The organism is Sphingomonas sp. PvP055, from assembly GCF_040546365.1.
Lineage (GTDB): Bacteria > Pseudomonadota > Alphaproteobacteria > Sphingomonadales > Sphingomonadaceae > Sphingomonas > Sphingomonas echinoides_A.
This window is the reverse complement of sequence record NZ_JBEPNS010000001.1, coordinates 632,430-645,210: the sequence shown is the minus strand read 5'-3', so window position 1 is coordinate 645,210 and position 12,781 is coordinate 632,430. Positions and strand designations below refer to the sequence as shown.

Below are 12,781 nucleotides of genomic sequence, written 5' to 3'. Positions count from 1 at the left end.
GATCCCCGACGTAATACTAGATACCCGGGACAACCCGCCGTCGGCACGCAGAAATTATCCAGCGGCAAACTGCGAGTAGGACAGATCATCCTACAATGAGTGATCCGCTCGTGGGGTCCGCCCGTGGGCTGATACGATTGCTCGGTCGGAGACCTGTATGTCTTTCACGCCTTTTTTCGGAGCACCGATTCGATTCCGGCAAGGTGTGCCGCGACCACGACGCTCATGACGGCATCACGACCGGGACCGACGACTGGATCGTGGTCCCATCGCAAAGCCGATCCTCCTCTCGACGTGCCCGGCACCGCCTGCTGCCAGATCTCAAGGAATGCTTCATGAAACTGTTAGAGAACACCAGAATCACGACCAAGATCGTCGCCATGCTGGCGATGCTGGGTTTGTTGACCATCGCCGTGGCGTGGGTCGGCTCAAGCCAGATCCGCAATACCGATGCCGTCTATTCGGCTCTCACCAAGCAGTTGACGGCAACAATTAAGCTGACTCAGGTCAACCGGCGCCTCTCGGTGATGACCGGCTCCGCGTATCAGTCGGTGGCGTACGATGGCGCCAGCGTACTGGCGAAGGCAGCCGGGGTAGCCGAGAAGGAAGCGTATGAAAGTGCGCTGCCGCGGATCGCCTTTGCCGAAAAGATTTTCCCGGACAAAGCGGCTGATTTGGCCGATTTCGGCTCTGAACTATCAGCCCTCCATCAACTGACCAACGAAGCGGTCGCGCTTGGCATGGCGAATAAAAACGACGCTGCGCTTAAGGTGGTGCAACAGGCCGATATCGTTGCAACCCGGTTTTCCAAGAAGCTCACCGCGTTCAACGAAGCCCTTATTGCCTCTTCCACGGCGACGTCCGATAAACTCAGCAACACTGCACTGGCAACCTCGTGGATGGTGATGGTCGCCAGCATCGTCGGCACAATCGTCGTCATGGGCTTCAGTTTCCTGGTAGCGCGCGCCGGAATTACCCGCCCGCTCGAAAATCTGCGCGGAACCATGGCGCGTCTCGCCACGGGGGATACGAACATCGAGGTGATATGTGCCATCCGCGGTGACGAAGTCGGCGAGATGGCCAAGACCGTTGTCGTCTTCCGTGACGCTGCGCGCGACCAGGAAGCGGCCGCCGCTGCCAAGCTCGAAAACGAAGCCCAGCAACGCGATGTCGTCGAAACCGTATCGGCCAGCTTGGCAAGCCTTTCAGATGGTGATCTCACCGGCGATATTCACAAGCAGTTTCCGCACAATTTCGAAGACCTGAAAACCAACTTCAACGGTGCTCTGCTCAAGCTGCGCGGGTTGATCGGCGGCGTGACGCAAAGCGCTGATGGCATCCGCACCGGATCGAACGAGATCGCTCAGGCATCCGAAGATCTGGCGCGTCGCACCGAAGGCAATGCCGCCAGCCTGGAGGAAACGAGTGCCGCGCTCGTGCAGATCGATGGCCGGCTGAAGGCGACCGCTTTGTCCTCGACGCAAACGGTCTCACGGGCAGACCAGGCGATTGCCACGGTGGGCGGCGGTCGCGCCACAGCCGAGGAAGCGGTACAGGCGATGGGTCGCGTCAGTGACAGCGCCAAGGGCATCGACAGCGTGATCGAGGGACTCGACAAGATCGCGTTCCAGACACGCGTCCTTGCAATGAACGCTGCCGTCGAAGCGGGTCGTGCCGGTGACGCCGGTCGCGGTTTCGCGGTCGTGGCCGATCTGGTCTCGGCGCTGGCGATGCGTGCAGAAGAGGAAGCCAAGCGCGCTCGGGATCAGCTCACGCTGACACAGACGGACATCGTCACTGCGGTTCAGGCTGTACAGCGGGTCGACGGTGCACTTGCCAATATCTCGAGCGATGTCGGCGAAGTCCACAAGTTGCTCGGCACGATGGCGGACGATGCCGCGGCGCAATCCTCGGCGATCACGCAAATCTCGGCGGCGATCGGCGCGATGGACCAGTCGACTCAGCAGAATGCCGCGATGGTTGAGGAAACATCCGCCGCTGCCCGGAACCTTACTACCGAAGTCACCGCACTGTCCGATCAGGCCGCGATGTTCACAGTCGACAGTGGCTCGTCCGGACGTCGACCGCAGGTGAGTCAGGTCGTCCAGCCGATGCCATCCAAACCCAAGAAAACGGCCTCGGCGCCCTACCGCTCCCCCGTTGCCGCGCTTGCGGCGAATGGGAAGCACAGCGCGCCAGTCTCGGCCGGTGCGGATGACTGGAACGCGTTCTAAAGGAAAGGACGCCCGCCCCAGCGACGTGGCGGCAGGCACTCAAGTGCGACAATCGTACTGCAAAAACGCCCCATCTTCGCAGAAGATGGGGCGTTTTTGCGTTATCGAAAAACTATAGTATCGGACTTGTACCGGGCAAACAGCGTAGCGTGCCTGTGTGCCCCCCCCCGAAGACTCAACCCGGGTTGCAGGGCGGATGACCCACGTCCGATCCGGGGGATCTCGCCGTCGACGGTAGCGCAAGACACTACCCAGATCCCGCCGATTACAGATCAGCAATCAAGGAACGGCGGCGATCCATGCCATCGCACCGTACCGACCTCCCCCCCGTCGAGGCGCCGCGGCGCGGACATGTCGGCAGCCATGTGCGCTGAACAAAGAAAAACCGGAGGCCGCATAGCGACGTCCGGCTTCTAGATTGATCAGAAAAATGGAGGACGGGCGTCGCGAGTCCATTTCGGACGACAGCGTTGGCTCCAACGGTCAGCGGAAACGATCAGTCAAACCGCCCTTATCGCCGCAAACACTTGGGGTGCGGCGGGCCCTCGATACGGGCTACACTCGCACGCCCAACCACGAAGGCCCGGGGTCCGGACCATGACTCCTTCGGTAAAAGCGCGGGACAAGGCTCAGTTTGGAGCGCCGACGCCTGTCAGCCCGTCGATCATGTCACGGTTGACCGCAATCAAATCATCGATTGATTCCCGACCAGCAACGACGTCGCTCGTGAACTGGTCGACCCAGAGCGCGAGCGAGATGATGCTCGCGCGCAAACCATCGGGCAGCGTGTTTCCGACCGTTCCACACACTGCAGCAAACGTCCCCCACACTTCACGATTGCGATGCAGAGCGGGCATCAACGCGCCCCGTACTTGCCCTGCATCCCTCGCCCGGATCATGTCACTGGTAATTTCCAGCATCAGCCGGCGTTCCGCCTGGCGAGGCGTTTCCACGATGGTACGCGCGCGGTGATAGGCGTGGAGCGACATAGCAATTCCTCTAGCTGATCCCCTATTTTAGCGGATTTTCAGCAGAAACCATATCCATGCACTGCTGAACTCTATCCTATAATGACAGGGACGCTGGTGCCGTATCGGGCGACCGGCACTGGCAGGAAGTCTATTGCATGAACGACACGATCCTTGCCGGCGATGTAGCACGCGCGCTCGATGGCCGGCCGGACATCCAGGTCCTGTCGCTCGACTGTTTCGATACGCTGCTGTGGCGAGACACCCACGCCCCGAGCGACGTTTTTCGCGCGCTCGACGGCCCCAACCCGATGCAGCGGATCTGGGCGGAGCAGCGAGCACGTACGGCGTCCTTGCTGCGGCATCGCCGGACCGAAGTCGGCATTGCCGAGATTTACGCCGAACTGCTGCCGAATGCCGACATCTCGGAGCGCGCGGCAATGGTTGCGCAGGAACTTGCTGCGGAGGCGCGGCATTGTTTCGGCTTCGCACCGGTCATCGCGCTGATGCGAACGGCCCGGGCGCGCGGACTGACGATCGTCATTGTCAGCGACACGTATCTGAATTCGACACAGCTCGGCACGTTGATTGCGCAAGCCGCCGGCGAGGAAGTGCGCGCGCTTATCGATCGCATTTTCTGTTCATCGGAGTTGGGCGTATCGAAGGGTGACGGCCTGCTGGATCGCGTGGTCCAGCAATTGGGTGTTTCACCACAGCACATCCTGCACATCGGCGACAACCGCAACGCTGATCTCATCGGGGGGCAGAAAGCCGGCGTACAAGCGCTGCATCTCAGGCAATTTACCGCGACGACCGAGCAGCGTCTTCGGCTCGAAGCCGCGACCGGCGCGCTGATCCACGTCGGCACAACGGCCGAAGACAGGAACAGCCAGCCGCACCGCGCGACGATCGCGATCGGCGAACCTGGCGTCAATGATCCTGCCGAGCGGCTCGGCTACACGACCATCGGTCCACTGCTTCATGGCTTCGCGCATTGGATTGCCAGCGAAGCGGATACGCTGCGCGCAACGACGTCTGGCCAGGTGCATATGCTTTTCCTGATGCGCGACGGGCATCTGCCGAAGCTCGTATTCGACGTAGTTCACCCGGATGGAACCGTCAGCCACGCGACTGAGATTAGCCGGTTTACCGCAACCGCCGCGTGTTTCCGCAGCGAAGCCGATGTATTGCGTTACCTAGAAGCGGAGATCGTGTCGGATACCGAAGCGGTCCTGAAGCAATTGCTGTTCACCTCGCACGAGATTGTCGCGATCCTGCGCGACCTCCCGACCGGCGCCGGCGTTCCTGCGCTGGTCCGTGTCATCCGTACAGCCCCGCGCATGAAGCGCATCCTCGAGCGGTCGCGTGCCTTTGCAGACCGATTGATCCGATACCTGCGCGTCACCGTCGCCCCGACCGAGGGCGACGTGCTGATGCTCGTCGATCTCGGCTACAACGGATCGGTCCAGAACAAGATCGACGAGATGTTGCGTGCAAGGCTCACGGTCGGGGTCGCTGGCCGCTATCTGCTGTTGCGAGAACAGGACATGCCGGGGCTGGACAAGAGGGGTTTCATCGCTGCGGACCATTACGATGCCAACACGCTGGAGGCGCTGTCGGGCAACGTCGCCGTACTCGAACAGCTCTGCACCGCTGCGCAAGGTTCGGTGATCGATTATACGGTCGATGGCCGTCCCGTTCGCGCCGCCAACGCAATCAAAGGCGCGCAAAGCGCGACTCGCGACGCGGTCCAGCAAGGTACGATCCGCTACGCACGCGATAGTGCCGGGGCGATCGTAAGGCGGACCGATACGGTCGACATGGCGAGCTTGCGCAGTTCTGCTGTCGCCGTGCTGGCACGTTTGATGTTCCTGCCGATGCCGGAAGAACTCGCCGTGCTGGCGCGATTCCAGCATGATGTGAACCTCGGGATCGACCATGTCGTTCCGCTGTTCGATCCCGACATCGCCAGGCGCGGTCTGCGCCAGCGCGGCCTGTTCTACATGCGCGGTGCGGAACGGATGTATTTACCCGCGGAGCTGCACGGCGAGGGGCTCGCCGTCAAACTGACGTTGCTGGCGCACAAGCGCTTCGGCCTCGGTCTCAAATACGCCGATTTCATCGACCAGACGATCACCCTTCCCATCCTGATCGCAGATGGCCGAACGGTTGATACCGCCACGATCACCGCGACACCAACGCACGACGGCTATTTCGTTGCGCCGATCCCGATCGACGACTGCCGCTTTTCGATCGGGCTGCAATTCGGCCGGCTCTACGAATGGCTTCAAGTCGACAGCGTCGTGTTCATGCCGGTGGACCGGTTCCTCAGCGAGCAGCAGCGTTCCGGACTGGAGGAAGTTGTCGCCGTGCCCACGCTCGAAGGCATGGAGCAGGCCGCTCCGCATCTGTATCGATGTGAGGACGACGCGGCGTTCATGATGATCCCGCCGCCGCCGCGCCGCGATGCCCGCGCGATGATGCTTGCGGTCGTATTCCGCCCGATCGCGCCCCGCGCCGCCGCATCCCCCCTTGCAGCGACACCTTCCGCTGTCCTCACACAGGCTATTTCATGAGCAATTTGCTGATCCATTCCATGTCGGAATTTTCTGACCTGATCCTCGGTAGCCTTACGATCGCCGGGGCGAAGCACATCGTCGAGATTGGCGCGGAATTTGGCGGCATGTCGCAACGGCTTGCCGACCATGCCGCCGCAGCAGGGGGTCGGCTCACGAGTGTCGATCCCGCGCCGCGCGCCGAATTCATTGAATGGGCGCGGACCGCGCCAGGCGTGACCCATCTTGCTGCGCCGAGCCTCGATGTCCTTCCCAACCTGCGCGACGTCGATGCCTGGGTAATCGATGGGGACCATAATTACTTCACGGTTTTGCACGAACTCGAGGCGGCTGATGCTGCCAGCAAGCGGGACGAAAAGCCGCTGCTCGTATTCCTACACGACGTAAGCTGGCCCGCCGCGCGGCGCGACATGTATTATGCACCCGAGCGGATCCCCCAGGCCTTTCGTCATCCGCATACCTTCGGTGCCGGCACGATGCTGGATCGCGCCGACCTCGTTCCCGACCGGGGATTTCGCGGCGGCGAGGGCTGGGCGATGGCTGACCATATGGGCGGTCCCCGCAACGGCGTGCTGACGGCGATCGAGGACTTCCTTGAAGGGGCACGATCGACTGGTCGAAGCCTCGCATGGGCGCATGTCCCTGCAGTCTTTGGCCTCGGCATGGTGTTCGATGGCGATGCGCCGTGGAGCGCTGCCGTCGCGGAACTGGTTGCGCCGTTCCACGACAACACGTTGCTCGCCGCAATGGAGCTCAACCGGCTGCGCAATTACATGAAGGTCATCGAATGGCAGGATAACGCGCCATAGGCCGCGTGCCAGATAGAATTGTCCGCACCACACGCCTCACCACCCGCCTCTCCTATAATAAATATAGATATTGGCTAGTTCGGAGTGTCTCAGCGCGTCATGTTCAACGGTGTCGGTTTTCTTCTCATCCTAGGATGTGTCTTCGGCAGCTTCCTGATGTCGGGCGGCAAGATGGCCGTAATTCTGGAAGCATTGCCGCATGAATTGCTCGCCATTGTGGGCGCTGCGATCGGTGCCTTCATCGTCGGTAATTCCATGGCGACGGTGAAGCAGGCGGGCAAGGGCATCTTGCGCGCGTTCAAGGGCTCGCGCTGGAAACAAAGCGATTATCGCGACCTGCTCACGATGTTGTTCGGATTGCTCAGCACCTTCAAGAAAGGCGGCGCAACAGGGATTGAACCCCACCTCGACAACCCCGCCGAGAGCAAGCTGTTCATGCCGTATCCACGCCTTCTGGCCGACCATCATCTGATCGAGTTCATCTGTGATTACTTGCGGATGATGACCATTAATTTCGAGGATCCGCACCAATTGGCGGAGGCGATGGAAAACGATCTCGAGAAGCATCACGCCGAAGAACTGATGCCGCAGCTAGCGCTGCAGACGATGGCCGACGGCCTTCCTGCAATCGGCATCGTCGCCGCGGTGCTGGGGGTAATCAAGACCATGGCGTCGATCGATCAGCCGGTGGAAGTGCTCGGCGCGATGATCGGTGGCGCACTGGTCGGCACCTTCTTGGGCGTGCTGCTCGCTTACTGTCTGGTCGGACCGCTCGCCTCGAAACTGCTCAGCATCGTGGACGACGACTGCAAGCCGTTCACGATCGCGAAGACCGCAATCCTCGGCCATGCCCACGGGCTCCCAACTCAGGTCGCCATCGAGTGCGCACGGCGGATGGTCCCGTCGGACTTCGCACCTTCTTTCCAGCAACTCGAGACCACACTCGATGAGGCAAAAAATGACCTTAATGCTTTCCCCGCCTGACCCCTCCCTCGAGGTCGATGCCGAACCCGGCGTGATCATCCTGACCGGCCACGGCACCACCGTAACCGCCGACGCGCTGCGCACCCAATTCGTGATCGCGTCCGATTGCGCCGCGACGACCACGATCGACGCATCGGAAATGCTGAGCGTCGGCCAGGCGGTGTTGCAATTGCTCATCGCCGCACGCCGCGACGCGGCGCTGAACGACCACCCGTATCATTTCACCGCCGCCAGTGCGGCTTTCACCGAACGCGTGCTCGGCTGTCAGCTCGCCGATGCAATCGGCCTCGATGCCGGAAAGGACATTTCCCTGTGAGCAAGCTCATCCTCACCGTCGATGACTCGGCCAGCATGCGAATGCTGCTCAAGACGTCGCTTACCGCGCAAGGCTTTCGGATCGAGAGCGCCAATGACGGCGCACACGGGCTGGAACGGATGCACGATGTGGTCCCCGACCTGTTGATCACTGACATCAACATGCCGAAAATGGACGGCTTCGAGCTGATCGAAGCGGTTCGCGCGGTCGCGCAGTTCCGTGGCACCCCGATCCTGGTGCTGTCGACCGAATTCTCCGACGAGAAGAAAACCCGCGCACGTTCCGCCGGGGCGACTGGCTGGATCACCAAGCCGTTCGATGCCGAAAAGCTGGGGGCGGCGATCCGCCGCGTGTGCCCGTGAACGACGAACTCGACGAAATCCAGGCAATCTTCTTCGAAGAATGCACTGAGGGGCTGGCGGTCGCTGAACAAGGACTGTCCGCCATGGCCGCCGGTGACGTCTCGAAAGAGGTGATTGCGGGTGTGTTTCGCGCCGTCCATTCGATCAAGGGCGGTTCCGGCGCGTTTGGCCATGCCGCCTTGCTGGCCTTCTCGCACTGTTTTGAAAACGTGCTGGACGAGGTCCGCAGCGGCAAGATTCCAGCGACCCCAGACGTCACCAAGGTGATGCTGACCGCGTTCGATATCCTGGCCGATCATGTCGCGGCCGCGCAGGGCACTGCGCCAACCCCAGCCGACGGCGCGGCGCTGGCCTTGCTCGAGGAAGTACTTGCCACCAAGGCAGGCGCGGTACCGCCTGTCGCCGCCACCGCGGTCGTACCCGAGCCCGCAAGCGATCAGTTCGGCTTCACGCCCGTCATCGCACCGATCGAGGATTTCGATCCGTTTGGGTTCGAGCCGGTCGAAATGGTGCTGGACGATCTTGAAGACGCCGCACCGTTACCCTGGACGGTACGGTTCGGTCCATCGCGTGCTGCGCTTGCCAACGGCGCCGAGCCGTTGCTCAGCGTCCGTGAAGTCGAACGCCTGGGCGGCGCGATCGTCTCGGTCGACAGTTCGGCGCTCCCGACGCTGCGCGAGCTCGATCCGGAAGACAGTTATCTCGTCTGGATCCTGTCCGTACCGGGCACGATCGAGGAAAGCGCGATCGCCGAATGCTTCGATTTCGTAGCACCGGATTCGCTTGTCGAGATTACCCGTGATCTCGCGCCCGTCGCGGCAATCGTGGAAGCGCCCACAAAGGTCGAGACACCCCGCCTGGTCCTGGTGGAAAAGGTCGACGTGCCGGTTGCGATGGCGACCACCGCCGCGCCACCCGAAGCACGCCCGATGGATGCAATCCAGCAAACCATTCGCGTCGACCTCAACAAGCTCGACATGCTGCTCAACCTGGTCGGCGAACTGGTGATCCGCGGGTCGATCCTGTCGGATCGGTTGTCGCCGGTCGATCAGGAACGAGTCGAACTGCCAGAACTGGCCCGGCTGACTCGCGAGATCCAGGACAATGTCATGTCGCTGCGCGCGCAGCCAATCCGACAGGCATTCTCGCGTGTGCCGCGCATGTTGCGCGATCTGGGCGTCGAAACCGGCAAGCAGGTGATCCTGGAGATCAGCGGCGAGACCACGGAAGTCGACAAGGGCGTGATCGAGAAGATCGGCGATCCGTTGACCCATATGATTCGCAACGCGGTCGATCATGGAATCGAAAGTCCAGCTGAACGGATCGCGGCGGGGAAACCTCCTGAAGGACTGATCACCCTGTCCGCCGAGCAGAAAGGTGCGCGCATCTTCGTGCGCGTCAGTGACGACGGCAAGGGTATCGATCGCGTCCGCGTCAAAGCGAAGGCAGTCGAAAAGGGCATTATCCCGGCCGATGCCGTCCTGTCTGACGAAGAGATCGATCAGCTGATCTGCGCGCCCGGTTTCTCCACGGCGGAAACCATCTCGAGCATTTCTGGTCGAGGCGTCGGGATGGACGTGGTGCGATCGAACGTCGAAGCGTTGGGCGGCCGGGTGGACATCACCTCCGTACCGGGCGCCGGTACCAGCTTCACGATGATCCTCCCGCTCACGCTTGCAATCCTCGACGGGATGATCGTGCGCCTGTCCGGACAACGCTTCGTCCTGCCGCTCGCCAATGTCATCGAGACGGTCCGGCCCGAACCCGGCCAAGTCCGCGCAATGACGCCGAGCAGCGAAGTGATTGAACTGCGCGGCGCCTATCTCCCCGTCAAACGCCTGACCGATCTGTTCGGTTTTGTCGGCGAAGACCGGCGCAGCCCGGAGGAATCGCTCGTCATCATCGTCGAGAGCGAGACCGCCGGGAATGTGGGCCTGATGGTCGATACGATCGACGACCGGCGCGAGGTGGTGATCAAGAGCCTTGAGCAGAACCTCCACCCGATCCGCGGTCTCGGCGGCGCCACCATCTTGGGGGACGGCTCGATCGCGCTGATCCTCGACATCGACGCGCTGGTGTCCTCGCCAGGACAAATGGTTTCGAAATTCCCCCTGAAAGGATTGGCGGCATGAGCACTCTAAACACTCCCGACGAACGCAAGATCGTCACCTTCTCGCTTGGGCAGCAGATGTTCGGCATCGACATGAAGGCGCTGATCGAAATTCGCGAATGGGAAGAGCCCACCCCGCTCCCCAGCGTGCCGGCCTACATCAAGGGCGTTACCAACCTGCGCGGCACGGTCGTTCCCGTGGTCGGCCTGTCCGAGCGTCTCGGGTGGACGCCCAGCGTACTGCATTCACGCTCCTGTATTCTGGTCGTAACGATCGCGGGCAAGCAGGCCGGCTTCCTGGTCGACGAAGTCGCCGACATCATCTTGATCAAGGCGAGCGAAATCCAGCCGGCGCCCGAAGTCGAGATCGGCGAACAGAACGTCATTGCCGGTCTGATCCAGGTCGCGCCGCGGGCGCAGGAAGGCGCCACGATCGTCGAGGGTGCCGACATGGTGCTGTTGCTTGATCTCGATGCGCTCAACCTGACGCGTCACCTCGATCTGGCCGCGTGATGCAGGACGTCGCGCCACGCGTGGATCCCGGTGGGCTGAAAGCGTCGGTCTCGGCCGAACTCGGCAGTGCCGAGTTCGCCGTGATCGCCCGGATCATGCAAACCGATGCCCGCATTCACTTGACGACCGCCAAGAGCACGTTGGTTCAGTCGCGATTGAGCCGTCGGCTTCGCGACCATGGGCTGACGACCTTCCGCGACTATGTGCGCCTGGTCGAAGCGGATGCCACCGAACGCGCGGCAATGATTGTCGCACTGACCACCAATCACACGCATTTCTTCCGCGAAAATCATCACTTTGAACATCTCCGCAACACCACGCTGCCATGGCTGCAGGATCGTGCGCGCCGTCAGCCCGTTCGGATCTGGTCAGCAGGCTGCTCCAGCGGCGAGGAAGTCTATACGATCGCGATGTGCCTGCTCGGGCAGGATCGCAACACGGCGGGCTGGTTGCGCCAAGGCGACGTTCGCCTGTTGGCCACCGATCTGGCGCCACATGTCGTCGAAAGCACGCAGCGCGGCGTCTATTCCGCCGAGACGGTCGAGCCGGTCCCGGCGGCTTATCGCACGAGCTGGATGCGCCCCCACGGCGCGGACTTCGTGATGGCGGAAGACGCGCGGGCGCTCGTGACGGCGCGCGTTCTCAACCTCTTCCACGAGTGGCCGATGCGACAGCAATATGACGTCATCTTCTGTCGCAACGTGATGATCTATTTCGACGATGCGGCAAAGGCCGAGCTAGAGGCGCGCTTCGTGTCAATGCTTGCCCCCGGTGGGTATCTCTACATCGGCCATTCGGAACGCCTGATCGGTACCGCCGCAAACGGCATGACCAATTGCGGCCAGACGATTTACGTCAAGCATGGAGGAACGGCACAATGAGCGGTCCTCCCGTCAGAGTCCTGATCGTCGATGACAGTGCATCGATGCGGGCTGCGCTCAATCGTATTCTGTCCTCCGACCCCGAAATCGAAGTGGTCGGCCTTGCGCCCGAACCGAGCGCAGCGCGCGCCATGATCAAGGATCTCAACCCCGACGTTCTGACGCTCGACATTGAGATGCCCGGGATGGACGGCCTGTCCTTCCTCGAACGGATCATGCGGTTGCGGCCAATGCCGGTAGTGATGTGCTCGACGCTGACCGCCCGCGGAGCCGAAGCGACGATCGAGGCGCTGCGGCTGGGTGCGGTGGATTGCATTGCCAAACCAACCGGCAACCCGCTCGAGATCGCCCGCGACTCCGCGCGACTGTGCGCGACGGTAAAGGCCGCCGCGCGATCGACCGTGCGACGGGCACCAGACGCGATCGTCCCGGTCACGTCGGGCGCTCCGGGATCGCTACGCGATGTCGTGATCGCAATCGGTGCATCGACCGGCGGAGTGGAGGCGCTCTTTTCGATCCTCAAGGCCTTGCCAGCCGATTTTCCGCCGATTCTCGTCGTCCAGCATATGCCGGCGGCGTTCACGCCGGGCTTCGCGGCGCGTTTGCACAAGGAATGCGCGCTGCGCGTCACCGAAGCGCAGGACGGCATCGCGGTCGAGCGCGGCAACGTTTATATCGCCCCAGGCGGGCTGACGCATATGGAGCTCATGGGCGGCGTTCACGGTCGCATAAAGCTTCGCGCGACCGATCCCGTGGGCGGGCATCGCCCTGCCGTGGATGTGTTGTTCCGCTCGGTCAGCCAGATTGGCGCCGCCGCAATCGGGGTGGTGCTCACCGGAATGGGTGCGGATGGCGCCGAGGGGTTGCTCGCGATGCGCACCGCCGGTGCCCGCACGCTCGGCCAGAGCAAGGAAACCTGTGTCGTCTACGGGATGCCCCGTGCTGCGTTCGCCTTGGGCGCGGTCGGGCGCGAAGTCGACCTGTCCGCAATGCCCGAGGCTATCCTCGGCGCTTGCCGCAAATAAGTT

11 protein-coding genes are annotated in these 12,781 nt (G+C 62.2%); 10 read left to right on the top strand and 1 reads right to left on the bottom strand.

Annotation, left to right across the window (positions count from 1 at the left end; all coding sequences use genetic code 11):
- Nucleotides 1-95: 95 nt before the first annotated feature.
- Nucleotides 96-2,234: a methyl-accepting chemotaxis protein gene (locus ABIC16_RS03285; RefSeq protein ID WP_277969510.1), complete on the top strand. Its 2,139-nt coding sequence runs from the start codon at nt 96-98 to the stop codon at nt 2,232-2,234.
- A 629-nt stretch (nt 2,235-2,863) separates the two neighbouring features.
- Here ABIC16_RS03285 and ABIC16_RS03280 read toward each other — a convergent pair.
- Entirely contained in the window at nt 2,864-3,223 is a 360-nt protein-coding gene (locus ABIC16_RS03280) for a flagellar biosynthesis regulator FlaF (RefSeq protein ID WP_277969511.1), read from the bottom strand.
- A gap of 137 nt (nt 3,224-3,360) precedes the next feature.
- Between ABIC16_RS03280 and ABIC16_RS03275 the strand changes: the two genes are divergently transcribed.
- The 9 genes from ABIC16_RS03275 (at nt 3,361) to ABIC16_RS03235 (ending at nt 12,778) form a co-directional block, all read left to right on the top strand.
- Nucleotides 3,361-5,778 carry an HAD family hydrolase gene (locus ABIC16_RS03275; protein ID WP_354290018.1) on the top strand — a complete coding sequence of 806 codons (2,418 nt, stop codon included), beginning with the start codon at nt 3,361-3,363 and terminating at the stop codon, nt 5,776-5,778.
- Complete coding sequence (locus ABIC16_RS03270) at nt 5,775-6,587, top strand: class I SAM-dependent methyltransferase (RefSeq protein ID WP_354290017.1); 813 nt, start codon at nt 5,775-5,777, stop codon at nt 6,585-6,587. Before ABIC16_RS03275 ends, ABIC16_RS03270 begins: the two co-directional genes overlap by 4 nt.
- Before the next feature lie 99 nt (nt 6,588-6,686).
- Entirely contained in the window at nt 6,687-7,571 is an 885-nt protein-coding gene (gene motA, locus ABIC16_RS03265; protein ID WP_354290016.1) for a flagellar motor stator protein MotA, read from the top strand.
- Nucleotides 7,546-7,887 carry a hypothetical protein gene (locus tag ABIC16_RS03260; RefSeq protein ID WP_354290015.1) on the top strand — a complete coding sequence of 114 codons (342 nt, stop codon included), beginning with the start codon at nt 7,546-7,548 and terminating at the stop codon, nt 7,885-7,887. Before motA ends, ABIC16_RS03260 begins: the two co-directional genes overlap by 26 nt.
- Nucleotides 7,884-8,249 (top strand): response regulator, encoded by a 366-nt coding sequence (locus tag ABIC16_RS03255; RefSeq protein ID WP_277969515.1) that lies wholly within the window; start codon nt 7,884-7,886, stop codon nt 8,247-8,249. The genes ABIC16_RS03260 and ABIC16_RS03255 overlap by 4 nt, the downstream gene beginning before the upstream one ends.
- Entirely contained in the window at nt 8,246-10,381 is a 2,136-nt protein-coding gene (locus ABIC16_RS03250; protein ID WP_354290014.1) for a chemotaxis protein CheA, read from the top strand. Before ABIC16_RS03255 ends, ABIC16_RS03250 begins: the two co-directional genes overlap by 4 nt.
- The gene (locus ABIC16_RS03245; RefSeq protein ID WP_277969517.1) at nt 10,378-10,872 is read left to right on the top strand and encodes a chemotaxis protein CheW; all 495 of its coding nucleotides are present in this window, start codon (nt 10,378-10,380) and stop codon (nt 10,870-10,872) included. The genes ABIC16_RS03250 and ABIC16_RS03245 overlap by 4 nt, the downstream gene beginning before the upstream one ends.
- Nucleotides 10,872-11,753 (top strand): CheR family methyltransferase, encoded by an 882-nt coding sequence (locus ABIC16_RS03240; RefSeq protein WP_277969589.1) that lies wholly within the window; start codon nt 10,872-10,874, stop codon nt 11,751-11,753. Before ABIC16_RS03245 ends, ABIC16_RS03240 begins: the two co-directional genes overlap by 1 nt.
- Nucleotides 11,750-12,778, top strand: a complete 1,029-nt coding sequence (locus tag ABIC16_RS03235; protein WP_277969518.1) for a protein-glutamate methylesterase/protein-glutamine glutaminase — start codon at nt 11,750-11,752, stop codon at nt 12,776-12,778. Before ABIC16_RS03240 ends, ABIC16_RS03235 begins: the two co-directional genes overlap by 4 nt.
- The last annotated feature ends 3 nt before the right edge of the window (nt 12,779-12,781 follow it).